Source organism: Streptomyces sp. NPDC005899 (assembly GCF_040629645.1).
Classification (GTDB): domain Bacteria; phylum Actinomycetota; class Actinomycetes; order Streptomycetales; family Streptomycetaceae; genus Streptomyces.
Map to the genome: position 1 here is coordinate 1 of NZ_JBEXWB010000151.1, position 14,527 is coordinate 14,527.

17 protein-coding genes are annotated in these 14,527 nt (G+C 73.4%); 7 read left to right on the forward strand and 10 right to left on the reverse strand.

Features of this window, described 5'->3' with window-relative positions:
• The 5 genes from ABZ371_RS18120 to ABZ371_RS18140 all read right to left on the reverse strand — a co-directional run.
• Positions 1–392, reverse strand: a 392-nt coding sequence (locus ABZ371_RS18120; RefSeq protein WP_358680268.1) for a TIGR04222 domain-containing membrane protein, incomplete at its 3' end; no start/stop codon positions are given.
• Positions 393–512: 120 nt separating this feature from the next.
• Positions 513–1,559: a TIGR04222 domain-containing membrane protein gene (locus ABZ371_RS18125; protein WP_358680270.1), complete on the reverse strand. Its 1,047-nt coding sequence runs from the start codon at positions 1,557–1,559 to the stop codon at positions 513–515.
• A gap of 5 nt (positions 1,560–1,564) precedes the next feature.
• A complete protein-coding gene (locus tag ABZ371_RS18130; protein ID WP_358680273.1) occupies positions 1,565–2,860 on the reverse strand; it encodes a DUF692 domain-containing protein in 1,296 nt (431 codons plus the stop codon).
• A gap of 202 nt (positions 2,861–3,062) precedes the next feature.
• Positions 3,063–3,815, reverse strand: a complete 753-nt coding sequence (locus tag ABZ371_RS18135) for a DUF4142 domain-containing protein (RefSeq protein WP_358680309.1) — start codon at positions 3,813–3,815, stop codon at positions 3,063–3,065.
• 256 nt (positions 3,816–4,071) lie between these two features.
• On the reverse strand, positions 4,072–4,818 hold the full coding sequence (locus ABZ371_RS18140; protein WP_358680275.1) for a peptidyl-tRNA hydrolase: 747 nt from the start codon (positions 4,816–4,818) through the stop codon (positions 4,072–4,074).
• Between the two features lie 129 nt (positions 4,819–4,947).
• On the opposite strand from ABZ371_RS18140, the gene ABZ371_RS18145 reads away from it, so the two are divergent.
• The 3 genes from ABZ371_RS18145 to ABZ371_RS18155 all read left to right on the forward strand — a co-directional run bounded on the left by ABZ371_RS18145 (position 4,948) and on the right by ABZ371_RS18155 (position 6,126).
• Complete coding sequence (locus ABZ371_RS18145; RefSeq protein WP_358680278.1) at positions 4,948–5,625, forward strand: AIM24 family protein; 678 nt, start codon at positions 4,948–4,950, stop codon at positions 5,623–5,625.
• Between the two features lie 94 nt (positions 5,626–5,719).
• A complete protein-coding gene (locus ABZ371_RS18150; protein ID WP_358680280.1) occupies positions 5,720–5,896 on the forward strand; it encodes a hypothetical protein in 177 nt (58 codons plus the stop codon).
• 38 nt (positions 5,897–5,934) lie between these two features.
• Positions 5,935–6,126, forward strand: coding sequence for a hypothetical protein (locus ABZ371_RS18155; RefSeq protein ID WP_358680312.1), 192 nt, complete (start codon positions 5,935–5,937; stop codon positions 6,124–6,126).
• A 90-nt stretch (positions 6,127–6,216) separates the two neighbouring features.
• Here the strand turns inward: ABZ371_RS18155 and ABZ371_RS18160 are convergent, their stop codons facing one another.
• The 4 genes from ABZ371_RS18160 to zapE all read right to left on the reverse strand — a co-directional run bounded on the left by ABZ371_RS18160 (position 6,217) and on the right by zapE (position 10,438).
• On the reverse strand, positions 6,217–7,128 hold the full coding sequence (locus tag ABZ371_RS18160; protein WP_358680283.1) for a polysaccharide deacetylase family protein: 912 nt from the start codon (positions 7,126–7,128) through the stop codon (positions 6,217–6,219).
• A gap of 106 nt (positions 7,129–7,234) precedes the next feature.
• Positions 7,235–8,608: an alkaline phosphatase PhoX gene (locus ABZ371_RS18165; protein ID WP_358680286.1), complete on the reverse strand. Its 1,374-nt coding sequence runs from the start codon at positions 8,606–8,608 to the stop codon at positions 7,235–7,237.
• A gap of 222 nt (positions 8,609–8,830) precedes the next feature.
• Complete coding sequence (locus ABZ371_RS18170; RefSeq protein ID WP_358680289.1) at positions 8,831–9,256, reverse strand: OsmC family protein; 426 nt, start codon at positions 9,254–9,256, stop codon at positions 8,831–8,833.
• Positions 9,257–9,346: 90 nt separating this feature from the next.
• Complete coding sequence (zapE, locus tag ABZ371_RS18175) at positions 9,347–10,438, reverse strand: cell division protein ZapE (protein WP_358680292.1); 1,092 nt, start codon at positions 10,436–10,438, stop codon at positions 9,347–9,349.
• A gap of 89 nt (positions 10,439–10,527) precedes the next feature.
• On the opposite strand from zapE, the gene ABZ371_RS18180 reads away from it, so the two are divergent.
• From ABZ371_RS18180 to msrB, 4 genes are all read left to right on the forward strand, one after another.
• Positions 10,528–11,313: a pyrimidine reductase family protein gene (locus tag ABZ371_RS18180; RefSeq protein WP_358680295.1), complete on the forward strand. Its 786-nt coding sequence runs from the start codon at positions 10,528–10,530 to the stop codon at positions 11,311–11,313.
• 151 nt (positions 11,314–11,464) lie between these two features.
• On the forward strand, positions 11,465–11,917 hold the full coding sequence (locus ABZ371_RS18185; RefSeq protein ID WP_358680297.1) for an indole-3-glycerol phosphate synthase: 453 nt from the start codon (positions 11,465–11,467) through the stop codon (positions 11,915–11,917).
• A gap of 46 nt (positions 11,918–11,963) precedes the next feature.
• Entirely contained in the window at positions 11,964–13,358 is a 1,395-nt protein-coding gene (gene murC, locus ABZ371_RS18190; protein ID WP_358680300.1) for a UDP-N-acetylmuramate--L-alanine ligase, read from the forward strand.
• Positions 13,359–13,368: 10 nt separating this feature from the next.
• A complete protein-coding gene (gene msrB / locus ABZ371_RS18195) occupies positions 13,369–13,776 on the forward strand; it encodes a peptide-methionine (R)-S-oxide reductase MsrB (RefSeq protein WP_358680303.1) in 408 nt (135 codons plus the stop codon).
• A gap of 34 nt (positions 13,777–13,810) precedes the next feature.
• Here the strand turns inward: msrB and ABZ371_RS18200 are convergent, their stop codons facing one another.
• Positions 13,811–14,281, reverse strand: a complete 471-nt coding sequence (locus ABZ371_RS18200) for a hypothetical protein (RefSeq protein WP_358680306.1) — start codon at positions 14,279–14,281, stop codon at positions 13,811–13,813.
• Positions 14,282–14,527 lie beyond the last annotated feature (246 nt).

Consider the following 14,527-nt stretch of genomic DNA (forward strand, 5'->3'; position numbering starts at 1 on the left):
GCCGCGACGAGGCGGTCGGCCAGGACCCGCACGGCGTCCGCCGCGGCAGCCGCCGCGCGCAGGGGCGCTATCCGGGACTGGCCCTCCGGGCCGATCGCCCGGATCACGGTCCGCTCCACCTCGTCGCGGCCCTCGGGATCCACGACGGTCGCCCAGCCGGTGTGGGCGAGCAGCAGCCGGCGCCGCAGGTGCATGGAGATCAGCGCCAGATCGGCGACCCGGTGGGGGCCTCCGGCCAGGAACGCCGTCTCGTACAGGCTGAGTTCACGGGGGGTGTGGGCCTCGGCGGTATCGGCCGGCCGTAGCGCCGCACCTGCGGTGACGAGGCAGAGCCGGATACAGGTGAGGGCCGCCGCACCCCACGCGACCAGAAGAAGCAGAACCCAGAGCATGGCGGATTTCTATGCGAGGAGGACGCGGAGCGCCATCACCTGTTCACGATTCGGACAGAAGATGGTCACAGACAGTCAGAGGTGACCGAATTCCGACGTGCGGGGCAGGAGCCGCGCGGATCAGGAGCTCCCGCCGCAGCTGGAACCACCGCCACAACTCGAGCCGCTGCTGCAGCTGGAACCGCTGCTGCTCCCGCAGCTCGACGACCCACCGCTGCCACCGCAACCCCCGCCCGCACTGCAGGAAGCGCCCGTACCGCAGGACGAACCCGCCCCGGGGCCGCCTCCGTCACCGGAAGTGCCGCAGCTCCCCCCGCCGGGGCCCGCACCGGCGCACCACACCACCGGTACGAAGACCCCGGCCGCGGTGGAAGAGGCCGTCGGCGCGGACGCCGAGGCACGGGACCCGGCGCGCCGGTGGCGGGCCGCCGCCGCCAACTGCTCCCGCAGGCCGGCGTCGGGCAGCGCGCGCAGGCCCTGGGTGGCCACCAGGTGGGCAGGGTCCGCCAGCCGCACACGGGCGGCCCGGTACGCGTGCGCCGCCAGGCGCCCCGCCCTGGTGACCCGTGCCCTGGCGGACGAGGCGGTGAGCAGGCCGACCACGCCACCGGCCAGGAGGGCGGGCAGCACCTTGAGGACGAAGGGGGCCGGAATGTCCGAAAGGGGGTCGAGGGCCACGTACTGCACCACGGTGAGGATGATGCTGACGGGAAAGGCCACCACGCAGAACACCCCCTGTCCGATCGCCCACCGGCGGCGGGTCCGGGTCTCGGCCGGGGAGACGAGCAGACCGCGGGCCGCGAGCCCGTCACCGATCTCCTGCACCGCCGGGTGCCGCATCACGGCCTCCCGCAGCAGGTGCAGCGCGCCGTTCGGGGCCGCGGCCATCTCCTCCAGTACAGCGCGTTCCACCGCGTCGCGGGCCTCCGCCCGCCGGACGGCGACGATGCCGGGGCCGCCGACGACCAGCCGCCCGTCCGTGTGCAGGGCGGTGAGCGCGGTGTCCACGGCCCTGGCCGGGCCGCCGCTCAGGAACGCGGCCTCGGAGAGATCGTGCACCTCCGCTCCGGAACCACCCCGGCGCCGGCCCACCTTGGCGGTCGCGACGATCAGGAGCGTGGAGGAGACGGCCACGGCCACGGTCAGCAGCAGGGCGAGGGCGTTCACGGCGGTCACCTTCCGGCCAGGGCGGTACGGGCGGCCCGCAGCAGACGGGTGCCGCGACGCGGCGGGCGCGCCGCCGCGCGGTCCTGCCACCAGTGGGTGAGCCGGCGCCGCGCCCCGTCGTCGGCCGGGAGACCCGAGATCAGCAGGTGCTCGGCGAAGTCCAGGGCGTCGCGGCGGTAACCACCGGACATGGGCCGGGAGCCGGCGTAGGCGAGGAAAGCCGTGCGGTAGCCGTCCCCGAGGATCCCGGGCAGCTCCGGCGCCACCTTGGCGACGACCTCGGCCCGCTTGGCGGCCAGGGCCCGGCTCTGCACCCGCAGGCGCCGGTGGTCGAAGCCGTCCGGGGCGGGGGTGCCCGCGACCAGGGACGAGAGCAGCGCGGCCTGGGCCACAGCGGTCCTGCCACGGCCGCCCGCGGGCTGCGCGGCAGGCCGAGCGGGCCGCGGCCGCCGCGGGGAGCGCACAGGTCCCGCACCGGCCGGCGCCCCGGTCAGCGTGGCCCGGATCGCCGCCAGTTCGTCCGCCAGTACGGCCGCCGGGGGGAAGTCGTCGTCGCGCTCCAGGAGGACGCCCGGCGGGTCGACCCGGGAGCGGAGCGCGGCGAGCACCTCCAGGACGGGGGCCGTCACCGGGTGGGCGTGCGTGTCGTGCCACACGCCGTCCTTCTCGACCCCGCCCGCCACGTGCACGTAGGCGATGGCCTCCACCGGCAGTTCGTCGAGGGCGGCCGAGGGGTCCTCCCCCCGGTTCACGTGGTTGGTGTGGAGGTTGGCGACGTCGATCAGCAGCCGTACGCCGGTCCGCTCCACCAGCTCCGCGAGGAACTGGCCCTCCGTCATCTCCTCGTCCGGCCAGGAGACGAGCGCCGCGATGTTCTCCAGGGCAAGCGGCACGGGCAGCGAGTCCTGGGCTATCCGCACGTTCTCGCACAGCACGTCCAGCGCGTCCCAGGTCCGGGGCACGGGCAGCAGATGACCCGCCTCCAGCCCCGGTGACGCGGTGAGCTCGCCGCCCGCCCTGACGAACGCGATGTGTTCCGTCACCAACGGCGAGCCGAGCAGCGCCGCCCGGGCGGCGAGTCCGGCGAGGCGGCCCGGATCGGGGCGGTCCGCCCCGCCCAGCCCCGTCGAGACCCCGTGCGGGACGACGGTGACCCCGCGCTCGCGCAGCCGTACCAGCGACTCGGGGAGATGGCCGACGCAGATGTTCTCGGCGACCACCTCGACCCAGTCGACCCCCGGCAGTGACTCGACGGCGTCCGCGATCTCCGGCCGCCAGCCGATCCCCGTTCCCAACCTCATGGTGTCCCCTCCCCGTTCCGTGCGGGGGTGATGGCCCCGCACGGAAGCCTTCAACCCGGAACGGGGGACGTTCAGAGCATGATTTGAGGTTCCCGGCGGTTCGCCCCGGCGGGCCGGGCCCGGCGGCCGGTGGTGCGGGGCGAACGCCCGTGACGCCCGAGCGCCTGTGACGCCCGCGGTGGCGTGGGGGCGCGTCAGCGGGTCAGGGATGCGGCAGGGGCTCCATCGTCGGTGGTACGGGGCGCGAGGTGAAGGACTGGTCGCCGCTCGGTGTCGCCGGCACCGGGACCTGCGGGACCCCGCCGCCCGAGGACATGGGCGGCCCCGACGGGCTGGCCGTCGAGGCGCCCGCCGCATCGCGTGCCAGCCCGTCGAAGTCGACGAAGCCGGTGCCCTCCAGCATGGTGATGTGGTCGAGCACCGTCTGGTTGGCGTCGGAGGCCAGTTGCCGGATCAGCGAGTTGCGCGTGGTGTGCCGGACCTGGGCGATCAGCGCGAACACCTTTCCGTGCGCGGCGCGCAGGAGGTTGGCGAACTTGCGCTGGTACTCGTCACCGCCGGCCGCCGTCAGCTCCCGCAGCCACCCCTGCTGCTGCTCGGTCGGCTGGTTCGGGAGCTCCACCCCCAGCTTCGCCGCCACGTCGCGGGCCCGTCGGTCCAGATCGGTGTGGCCGACCACCAGGTGGTCCCCCGCCGCCTTCGTCGCCTCGCTCGGCGCGCGCTGGATGGCCTGCTGCCCCGCGGGCAGCTCCCACAGCCCCGCCAGGCGCACCTTGACCAGGAAGTCGCGGTCGGTGGCGGAGAGCGGCCCCCACTGGGTGGCGACACTGGAGGCGTTCAGATTGGCCTCCCCGGTGCCGGAGCGGTCGGCGTACGACCAGACGGGATAGGCGAGCGCGCCGAGTGTGGCGACCAGTGCCGCGATGATGAGCGCTGTTCCGTTGATACGTCGCAACAAGTGTGTCTCCAGGGCCGGTGCGTGACAGCTCCGAATCAACCGCCGACTGACTCGTGGTTCAACCTACTTCGCGGTAATGCCGGAGCGGCAGTACCGGGGGATACGTAGATCGGCGCAGAGATGTTCAGCCGGACCGGCCCGTTTCCGGGGGGCGCTCCACGGGCGCACTGCCCGCGTCCGCGCCCGCCCCGCCCGGGTCACCGCCGCCGCGCCCGCCCGGGGCGCGTCGACCGGAGGCCGCCACCGTGCCGGGTCAGCGGCGCAGCGCCGGGTGGTCGGCGACGACCGTGCACGAGCCCGGGGCGACCTCGGTGAACCCCGCGTCGCGCACCACCGGCAACCCGCTCACGGTCAGTTCCCGCCACCGGGCCGGGTCCGCGGTGGCCACGGAGAGCGGGAAGCCGGCCTCGCGCCAGGCCTTGCGCTCCGTCTCGGACAGCTCCCACCAGGCGAGCTGCGCCCCGTGTCCGGCCTGCGCCATCGCCTTGCCCGCGGACATCGTGACCCCGGGGCTGAGCCACAGGACCGGACCGGCCGGACCGGGGGCGGCCGGGGGCTCCGGGTCGTCGAGATCCGTGCCCGAGACCTGGAGCTTGGCCAGCTCCCTGGGCCAGCCGTCGAGCGGCACCGGCGGGAAGACCCGCACCTCGGCCCGCTCGCCCGTGACCGTGATCCCGGGCAGCGCGGCCGCCTTGCGCCACTCCGCACCGCGTGCCCGCCGCACCACCTTGCGGATGCGGGCGTCCTGCCAGTCCCGGATGAGCCCGGCCCACTCACCCTCGCCCAGTGAGCGTTCGTCCGAGAGGAGCGTCAGCACCGCCCGCGCGGCGGTCACCAGCGCGTCCGTGCGCGCCGGGGGATCGGTCCTCTCGATGCGCACCACCAGCGGCAGCACGAACTGCCGCGCCTCGTCCCGAAGGGTGGGCTCCGCGCGGAACGGGCTGTCGGCGGGGTCCGCGGGCGCCGCGGAAAGGGTCTCGGGAAGGCTGTCGCTGCTCACGCACCCAGTCTGCCAGGCCCCTGGGACAGGCCGCGGGCACGTTCGTGGCAGGCCCGCGGGGCACGTTCGTTACAGGCCCGCGGGGCACGTCCTTGGCGGAACGTGCGCCTCCGGGTGAGGATGCCCGGCATGAAGAGCGACATCTTTTCCAGCGAGCACATGGCCCAGCCTCCCGCCGCCCCCGGCATGTCCCTGCAGAACGCCAAGTGCGTCAAGTACGTCGTCAACGGTGAGATGCACGCGCGCCAGGGATCGATGATCGCCTACCGCGGCACCCTCCAGTTCGAGCGCAAGGGCCAGGGCATCGGCGGAATGCTCAAGCGCGCGGTCACGGGCGAGGGACTGCCGCTCATGGCGGTCCGGGGTCAGGGCGAGGCATGGTTCGCCCACGAGGCCGCCAACTGCTTCGTCGTCGAGATGGAGCAGGGCGACGTGCTGACCGTCAACGGCCGCAACGTCCTGTGCTTCGACGCGAGCCTCTCCTACGAGATCAAGACCGTGAAGGGCGCCGGGATGGCGGGCGGCGGACTGTTCAACAGCGTCTTCAGCGGGTTCGGCAAGCTCGGCCTGATATGCGACGGCCACCCCGTCGTGATCCCCGTGAGCGCGCAGCAGCCGGTGTACGTCGACACGGACGCGGTGGTCGGCTGGAGCGCGCATCTGTCCACCTCCCTGCACCGCTCGCAGAGCATCGGCTCCATGGTGCGCGGCGGCTCCGGCGAGGCGGTCCAGCTGATGCTGCAGGGCGAGGGCTTCGTGATCGTGCGGCCCAGTGAGCTCAAGCCGGAGAAGGCGTCGTCCAACTGAAGCCGGAAGCCGTGGGCCGCCGGTACGGCCTCCGCGGCCCCTGGGTGCTGCGCGGGGTCCGGCCGGAGCTGTCGCCGCACACCCTGGTCGCCGCGTGACCGACGGCTCGCCGGCCGAGCACGCCGTGACGGCTCCGGTCACCGGATCGCCGAGCGGCACGGTCCCGCTGCCCGTCCTTCCCTTCCTGCCCGTCCTTCCCTTCGCCGGGGCGGTGGTCGCCGCCGCGGCGGTCGCGGCCGTCACCGCCCGGCTCGCCCCGGTGCCCGAGTGAGTACGCTCGAAGGCATGGACGAGCACGCGGACGAGCGGATGGACGGACGTACCGGCGAGGCCTCCTGCGGGACGCCCCCGCGGGCCCCCGCACCGGCGGACGCGGGTCCCCCGTACGCGGACTGCGTGCGGTGCGGGAAGCCGACCGAGTACCCGGAGTCGGTGAAGGGCAGCACCCTCTGCCCGGTCTGCGAGTGGCAGGAGGCGGAGCGCACCGCCTGCTCGGGCTGAGCGGTGGCCCCTGGGAGGCGTCCGGAGGCCGGCACGCGCGCCCCGGGCGCACTCGGGCCCGCGCTCCGGCGGGTTCGCGTCCGCCCTGCCTCAGCCCCGCATCAGCTCGGAGACCTTCACGAAGCGGTATCCCCGGCGGCGCAGTTCCGGCACCACCCGGCGCACGGCGTCCTCGGTGACGGGAGCGGCGCTGCGCGTGCAGTGCATGACGACCAGCGACCCCGGCCGTACGCCGTCGAGGACCTGCTCGGCCACCGCGCCGGCGTCCGTGGCGAACGCGTCACCGCTGACGACGTCCCACTGCACGGCCGTCACCCCCGTCGACGCCAGGGCCTTGAGCGAGACGTCGTCGTAGCAGCCGCCGGGGAAGCGGAAGTAGGGGACGACGTTGCGCGCCCCCGTCCTGCGGATCTCCGTGAACGCCCGCTCCACTTCGCCCCGCATCGCGGACTCCGCCACGGTGGGCAGGCCGTAGCAGGGCGAGGAGAAGGCGTAGTGGCTGTAGGAGTGGTTGGCCACCTCGAACAGGGGGTCGTTGCCGATCGCGCGGGCCTGGGAGGGGTACTCCCGTGCCCAGCGGCCGGTCATGAAGACCGTCGACGGCACCTTCAGCCGGCGTAGCAGCGCGATCAGCGGCGGATTGTCGAACTGCTCGCCCGCCGCGGCGCGCGGCCCCTGATCCGCCGTCATGTCGGCGTCGAAGGTGAGGGCCACGACCTTGTCCGCTCCGCCGGGCGCGTGTTCGGCCCGGCGCTCGAAGACCGGGGTCGTCCCCGCCGGGCCCGGCGCCATGGTGGGCGGGCCTTGGCCTTGCCCCTGCCCCGCCTCGGCCGTGGCGGACGGGACGGCGCCGGCCGGCGGGGCGGAGGACTCGTCCGCAGGGATGGTGGACCCGGCGGGAGGCGCGACGGCCTCCGTGCGCGTGCGTTCCGGGGCGCCGCAGCCGGCGAGGACCGAGCCGAGCACCGCCACCGCCGTGGCCGCCGCCGTTGCGGTCATCATACGAACCGATGTGATCACTGGGGGACGTTAGCCGACGGGACGCCGGAAAGGCCGGACGGCGCTCCGGCCCGGTCCGGAGTCCCGTCCCGGACCCCTCAGCCGGTCCTCAGCGCCACGGTCCCGTCACCGCGAACGTCGTCCCCGGCGTGTAGCAGTTCACGAACATCGTCGCGCCGTCCGGAGCGAACGTGACACCGGCGAACTCGCCCCACTCAGGTTCCTCGGGCGTTCCGATGTTCTGCCTGCCCCGCGCCATCGGGTACACCTCGCCGTGCCGCGTCACCCCGAACACGTGCTGGGCGCCGCCGCCGTCCTCGCAGACCATCAGCCCGCCGCCGGCGGCGAGGCAGATGTTGTCGGGGGACTCGCCGGGCAACCGGACGTCGGTGCCGGGCCCGAAGACGACGACCAGCGTGAGCCGCCGCCGCCCGGGCTCGTACCGCCAGACCTGCCCGAAGTGGTCGGCCGCCGACCCCTGCGAGCTGTGGGCGAAGCTGGAGACGAAGTAGACCGAGGACCCGCCCCAGTAGCAGCCCTCCAGCTTCTGCGCGTGGGTGATGCCCTTCGGGCCGAAGTCCTGGTGCCGGATCGGTGTCCCGGAGGCCTGCGGGTCCGGTACCGGCACCCACTCGATCCGGTCGAAACGGGCGCCGGTCTCCTGGATCGCGGACAGGTCGGGCACGCCGGGGACCCGCATCGCCTCCAGCGTGCCGCCCGCCCGCAGGGACCCCGTCCCGCCGAGCGGCTTCTCCGGGAGGAAACGGTAGAAGAGGCCGAACGGGCGCTCGAAGGCGTCCTCGGTCTCGTACACGATTCCGTTCCCCGGGTCGACCGCGATCGCCTCGTGCTGGAAGCGCCCCATCGCGGTCAGCGGCACCGCCCCCGTGCGGCGCGGGTCGGCGCCGTCCACCTCGAAGACGTACCCGTGATCCTTGGTGTAGCCGTTGGTGCCGGCCTTGTCCTCGGTCTCCTCGCAGGTCAGCCAGGTCCTCCACGGGGTGGGGCCGCCCGCGCAGTTGACGGCCGTACCCGCGACGGCGACACGCTCGCCGAGGACGTGCCCCCGGCCGTCGAGCTCCAGGGCCGTACAGCCGCCCTTTGACGCCGGGTCGTAGGTGAGGCCCTCGACCGTGGGGACGGCGATCTCGGCGTCGGGGCGGTTCTCGTGGTTGCGCACGAGGTGGACGCGGCCGTGGCGGCCGGCGAATGCGGCCATGCCGTCGCAGTGGCTGGGCACCGGGCCCTCCCCGGAGCGCAGGGGGTCGCCCTCCCGGGAGAGGACCTGGTAGCGGAAACCTTTCGGCAGATCGAGCAGGCCGCGCGGGTCCGGGACGAGCGGACCGTAGCCGCTGTGGCCCCGGGCGGCCGCCGTGCCCGCGAAGAGCTCGCCGAAGGCCCCGGTGAAGGCGATCGACGCGGCGGCGGCGCTGCCGGCCAGGACCTGTCGACGTGTCGCGAGCGGTCGAGGTGCGGATGACATGGGCAACTCCCTGTTGGCGGACAGGCGACGTGAGATCGTCGGGATCAGACCTGCCCGGCCGGACGCTCCGGCGAACGTTGTCATGCGCACGACTTGCGCTGCGGAGTCCCGCGGGCGGCGGAGGGGGCGGCGATCCGGAGCCGGGGAGTCACGGCCGGAGGCGGGCCCCGGACGCACGAGTCCCCGGGGCGGCGACCGCCACCCCGGGGACTCGCGCGGACATCAGGCCAGCGTCGCGGTGAGCGTGATCGTCGTGCCGCTGAGCGCCTGGCTGACCGGGCAGTTGGCCTTGGCGTCCTCGGCGGCCTTAACGAAGCCCGCCTCGTCCAGACCCGGGACCTCGCCCTCCACCGTGAGGTGGATGCCGGTGATGCCCGTACCGGGCTGGAAGGTGACCTCGGCCTTGGTGTTCAGCCGGGCCGGCGGACTGCCCGCCGAGGCCAGGCCGTTGGAGAGGGCCATCGAGAAGCAGCTGGAGTGCGCGGCGGCGATGAGCTCCTCCGGGCTGGTCTTCCCGTTCGCCTGCTCCGCGCGGGACGGCCAGGAGACCGGGTACTCCCCGATCCCGGAGGAGTCGAGGGTCACGACACCCTTGCCCTCGAGCAGGTTGCCTTCCCAGATCGTGTGTGCCTGACGCGTGGTGGCCATACGGGATCCCTTCGAAACGGTGTGCGCGGTTGCGCGGTCGCGCGTACGCGGCGCCCGGAAGCGCCGAGGACGAGGTCCGCAACCCCGAACCTACTGCGCCACCAGAGCCTTCGCGTCACGCGCCAGTGCCGTCAGCCGCGAGATCGCCCGGAAGTATTTCTTCCGGTACCCGCCGTTCAGCATCTCGTCGCTGAACAGGCGGTCGAACGGCAGACCCGAGGCCAGCACCGGCACCTCGCGGTCGTACAGCCGGTCCGCGAGCACGACGAGCCGCAGCGCCGTCGACTGGTCGGGCACCGGCTCGACGTCCGTGAGGCACACGGCCGTGATCCCGTCGGTCAGTGCGCCGTACCGGCTGGGGTGCACCCGGGCGAGATGGCCGAGCAGCGCCGGGAAGTCGTCCAGGGAGGCGCCGGCGGTCGCGTACGCGGCCTTGGTGACCTGTTCCGTGGAGTACGGGGGCGGTGCCTCGGGCAGGCCGCGGTGGCGGTAGTCCTCACCGTCGATCCGCAGGGGCCTGAAGTGGGCGGAGAGCCCCTGGATCTCCCGGAGGAAGTCGGCCGCCGCGAACCGGCCCTCACCCAGCTTGCCCGGCAGCGTGTTCGACGTGGCGGCCAGCGCCACACCGGCCTCGACGAGCCTGCTCAGCAGCGACGACACCAGGACGGTGTCACCCGGGTCGTCGAGTTCGAACTCGTCGATGCACAGAAGCCGGTGCCCGCTCAGCGTCTGCACCGTCTGCTGGAAGCCCAGCGCGCCGACCAGGTTCGTCAGCTCGACGAAGGTGCCGAAGGCCTTGAGCGAGGGGGCGGCCGGCGTGGCGTGCCACAGCGAGGCCAGCAGGTGGGTCTTGCCCACGCCGTACCCGCCGTCGAGGTAGACGCCGCGCGGCCCGGTGGGCGCGGTGGGCTTCCTGCCGAACCAGCGGCGCTTCCCCCCGCCCGAGGCGTGCGCGCCGCCGAGCCCGGCCGCGAAGGAGCTGAGCACCTCGACGGCCTCGGTCTGGCTCGGCTGGTCCGGATCGGGCTCGTAGGTCTCGAAGCGCACCGCGTCGAAGCGCGGTGGCGGCACCATCTCCGCGACCAGCCGGTCGGCGGGGACGCGCGGCTCGAGGGCGCACAAGGACTGCGGGGCCGTTTCGGCTATGGGGCTCTGCCCCGGCACGGCGGTGGAGGACGACACAACTCCCCAGCTTAACGGGACCGCCCGCGGCGGGGGAGCGGCTGCCTACAACGGGCGTGGCCGGGGAGGGCCGTGCCAGACTGCACCGCATGCGACGCCTGCTTCCCGTGACGGACCGGACCGACCCGACGACCACCTCCGGCGCCACCGACCGCGAGTGGTCACTCGACGAACTGGCCGAGGCCTACGCGTATCCGGCGGGGGCCGGGGGAAGCCGGTGGCTCCGTGCGAACATGGTGTCCACCCTGGACGGAGCGGCCCAGCACGACGGCCGCTCCCAGGGCATCTCCGACCCGACCGACATGCGGATCTTCGGCACCCTGCGGGCGCTGGCCGACGCGGTCGTCGTCGGCGCCGAGACGGTGCGCCTGGAGGGCTACCGCCCCGCCCGGGCCCGTGACGCCTTCGCCGCCCGCCGCGCCGCGGCGGGCCAGGGTCCCGCTCCGGTGATCGCGGTCGTCAGCGCGAGCCTGGACCTGGACTTCTCGCTCCCCCTCTTCGCCTCCCCCCTGGTCCCGACCCTGGTGATCACCGGGGCGGCGGCGCCGGCCGACCGGATGCACGCCGCCCGGAAGGCCGGTGCCGACGTGGTCGTCGCCGGTGAGGGGGCCACCGTGGAGCCGGCGCGCGCGGTGGCGGAGCTGGCGGCCCGCGGCCTGACGCGGCTCCTCACGGAGGGCGGGTCCCGGCTGCTCGGGCAGTTCGTCGCCTCCGGCGTGCTGGACGAGCTGTGCCTGAGCCTCTCCCCGATGCTCACGGCCGGAGACGCGCAACGGATCGCGCGAGGGTCCGCGGTGTCCGTGCCGGAACGTTTCTCCCTCGTCTCGGTGCTGGAGGAGGCAGGATTCCTCTACACGAGGTACGTGAAGAGCTGAGATGGGGCGGAATGTTCTGTTCCGTTTGACTCCGGATGGGCACACTCAGTGCTGAACCCCGTGCGATCACGGGGAAGGATGGTTTCAGCAGCGGCCGTCCACGGTCGACGAGACGAAGCGGAAGGGCGCCGTCGTGTTCACGAGCGTTTTGATGATCGAGAAGCCCCTCACTCCCGAGGACGTGGAATTCGTCACCACCCTCCACGGGGAGGAGCCGATCTCGTTCGTCGTGCTGATGCAGCCGCGTGGCGACCAGGCCGACGTGCTGCTGCGCGCCATCGACGACGTGGCGGTCGGGGAACTGCGCGAAGCGGTCCGTGAGAACGACGAGCCGGAGGGCCGGGCGGCCCGCGAACCCGCCGCCATCGCCCTGGAGTACTCGCTCCAGAAGTTGCGCGGAGCCGGGTCGGAGGCCGTCGGACAGGTGATCGAGGACCACCCCCTCGACAAGCTGAAGACCGTGGTCGACGAGTCCCGGGCCGACGAGGTCATCGTGCTGACCGCACCGCACTACGTCGAGGAGTTCTTCCACCGCGACTGGGCCTCCCGCGCCCGGCACAAGGTCGGCGTACCGGTGCTCAAGCTCTTCGCGCACAGCGAATAGGCTGGGACCGACCGCATCCGACGTCACACCCTCGGGAGACACACGCATGGCACCCGGTATTCCTGCCGCCCTGGAACGGCCGCACTTCATCGGCATCGGCGGCGCCGGAATGTCGGGCATCGCGAAGATCCTCGCCCAGCGGGGCGCCAAGGTGGCGGGCAGCGACGCCAGGGAGTCCGCCACCGCGGAGGCCCTGCGCGCCCTCGGGGTGACCGTCCACATCGGGCATGACGGCGGGCACCTGGCGGACGACGCCACCTGCGTGGTCGTCTCCAGCGCGATCCGCGCCGACAACCCGGAGCTGGTCCGCGCCGCCGAGCTGTCCGTCCCGGTCGTCCACCGCGCCGACGCGCTCGCCTCCCTCATGGAGGGCCTGCGCGCCATCGCGGTCGCCGGGACGCACGGCAAGACCACCACGACCTCGATGCTCGCCGTCGCCCTGTCGGCTCTGGCCCTGGACCCGTCGTACGCCATCGGCGGCGACCTGGAGGGCCCCGGCACCAACGCCGCGCACGGCGCCGGCGACATCTTCGTGGCCGAGGCCGACGAGAGCGACCGGAGCTTCCAGAAGTACGACCCGCAGGTCGCGATCGTCCTCAACGTCGAGCTGGACCACCACGCGAACTACGCCTCGATGGACGAGATCTACGACTCCTTCGAGACGTTCGTCGGCAAGGTCGTGCCCGGCGGCACCCTCGTCGTCTCCGCGGACCAGGCGGGCGCCGTCGAGCTGACCCGGCGCGTCCGGGACGCCGCCGGGACCACCGTCGTCACCTACGGTGAGGCCGAGACCGCGGACGTGCGGGTGCACAAGATCACCCCTCGCGGTCTGACCAGCGAGGTCACGGTCGTGCTGGACGGCAAGTACCTCACCTTCACGGTCTCCGTGCCCGGCCGCCACTACGCGCTCAACGCGGTCGCCGCGCTCACCGCCGGCGTCGCCCTCGGCATCCCGGCCCACAACCTGGCCTCCGCCCTCGGCACGTACACCGGAGTCAAGCGGCGCCTCCAGCTCAAGGGCGAGGCGGCCGGCGTGCAGGTCGTCGACTCGTACGCGCACCACCCCACCGAGATGACCGCCGACCTGGAGGCCATGCGCGGCGCGGCCGCCGGCTCCCGGATCCTCGTCGTCTTCCAGCCCCACCTCTTCTCCCGCACCCAGGAACTCGGCACCGAGATGGGGCAGGCCCTCGCCCTCGCCGACGCCTCGGTGGTCCTGGACATCTACCCGGCCCGCGAGGACCCGGTCCCGGGCGTCACCAGCGCCCTGATCATCGACGCGGCGAAGGCCGCGGGGGCCGAGGTCACGGCCGTCCACGACAAGGGGGCGGTGCCCGCCGTGGTCGCGGGAATGGCGGAGGCCGGCGATCTGGTTCTCACCATGGGAGCGGGCGATGTCACCGACCTCGGCCCGCAGATCCTGGACCACCTGTCGAGCTGAGGGAGCCACCGTGGCGTACGACGTCGAGAAGCCGGACGAGCAGTGGCGGGCGGAACTGACGCCCGCCGAGTACGCGGTGCTGCGCAAGGCCGGCACCGAGCCCGCGTTCGTGGGCGAGTACACCGACACGAAGACGGCGGGCGTCTACTCCTGCCGTGCCTGCGGGGCGGAGCTGTTCCGCTCCGACACCAAGTTCGAGTCGCACTGCGGCTGGCCGTCCTTTTACGACCCGAAGGACACCGACGCGGTCGAACTGCTTGAGGACACCAGCATGGGGATGACCCGCACCGAGGTGCGCTGCGCCCGTTGCGGCTCGCACCTGGGGCACGTCTTCGAGGGCGAGGGCTATCCGACGCCCACGGACCAGCGGTACTGCATCAACTCGATCTCCCTCACGCTGGCGCCCGACGAGAGCTGAGCGGCGGCGCACGTCCGCGACGGCGCCGGGGAGGTCACTCCTCCCCGGCGCCGCCCTGTGCCTCGGCCCGCAGCAGCGGGTGCACGACCCCGGGGAACACCCGGGCCCGCACGACCTCCTCGGCCGCCCCGCCCTGGACGACGGTCTCCGTCACACCCCAGGGCCGCCCGGCCAGGCGGATGGTCAGCGTGTAGGAGGCCGGGCAGCCCATGCACTCGTAGCGGTCGGCCCAGACCTCCGCGTCCGTCAGGCTCCCCGGATACCTCTTCACGTGCCGGTGCCGGGCGTGGCAGCGGTCACACGTCTCCCCGGGCTCGCACGTGCCCCCGCACGGGCAGGGCACGTCCAGCGACTCCGCGGGCTGCCAGCGCTGCACGAGCATGGCGTCACGGGTGGCGCCCATGTCCTTCATGGCCTTCAGATTGCGGGCGGCGACGTTGTACGACTCGCCGGTCGCGGCCATCCGGTCGCGGATCACGTCCTTGCGTCCACGGTTCGTCGTCATGCTGTGTTCCCTCCTGGGGTGTCACGCAGCCCGCCAGGAGGCACACGAGATCGGAACCACCAACGGTACCGGGCCCGACGGGCCACCGGTGACCCCGTGCCGACGAGGAGGCCGCGCAAGGACGCCGCCCGTCTCGCAAAGCGCGCCCCGGCGTCCGGGTGGAGGCGGAGCCCCGGGCCGTGCCCGCCCCCGGCGCCTCGTGGTCACCCCCGGCGCACCCGTCCCGCGATCCGTCTGCCGAGGCGC

Excerpts from the sequence above, each read along its gene's own strand:
- ABZ371_RS18130 (WP_358680273.1), bottom strand. The coding sequence starts at position 2,860 with ATGAGGTTGGGAACGGGGATCGGCTGGCGGCCGGAGATCGCGGACGCC.
- ABZ371_RS18145 (WP_358680278.1), top strand. The coding sequence starts at position 4,948 with ATGAAGAGCGACATCTTTTCCAGCGAGCACATGGCCCAGCCTCCCGCC.
- ABZ371_RS18155 (WP_358680312.1), top strand. The coding sequence starts at position 5,935 with ATGGACGGACGTACCGGCGAGGCCTCCTGCGGGACGCCCCCGCGGGCC.
- ABZ371_RS18160 (WP_358680283.1), bottom strand. The coding sequence starts at position 7,128 with ATGATGACCGCAACGGCGGCGGCCACGGCGGTGGCGGTGCTCGGCTCG.
- ABZ371_RS18165 (WP_358680286.1), bottom strand. The coding sequence starts at position 8,608 with ATGTCATCCGCACCTCGACCGCTCGCGACACGTCGACAGGTCCTGGCC.
- ABZ371_RS18170 (WP_358680289.1), bottom strand. The coding sequence starts at position 9,256 with ATGGCCACCACGCGTCAGGCACACACGATCTGGGAAGGCAACCTGCTC.
- ABZ371_RS18180 (WP_358680295.1), top strand. The coding sequence starts at position 10,528 with ATGCGACGCCTGCTTCCCGTGACGGACCGGACCGACCCGACGACCACC.
- ABZ371_RS18185 (WP_358680297.1), top strand. The coding sequence starts at position 11,465 with ATGATCGAGAAGCCCCTCACTCCCGAGGACGTGGAATTCGTCACCACC.
- murC (WP_358680300.1), top strand. The coding sequence starts at position 11,964 with ATGGCACCCGGTATTCCTGCCGCCCTGGAACGGCCGCACTTCATCGGC.
- ABZ371_RS18200 (WP_358680306.1), bottom strand. The coding sequence starts at position 14,281 with ATGACGACGAACCGTGGACGCAAGGACGTGATCCGCGACCGGATGGCC.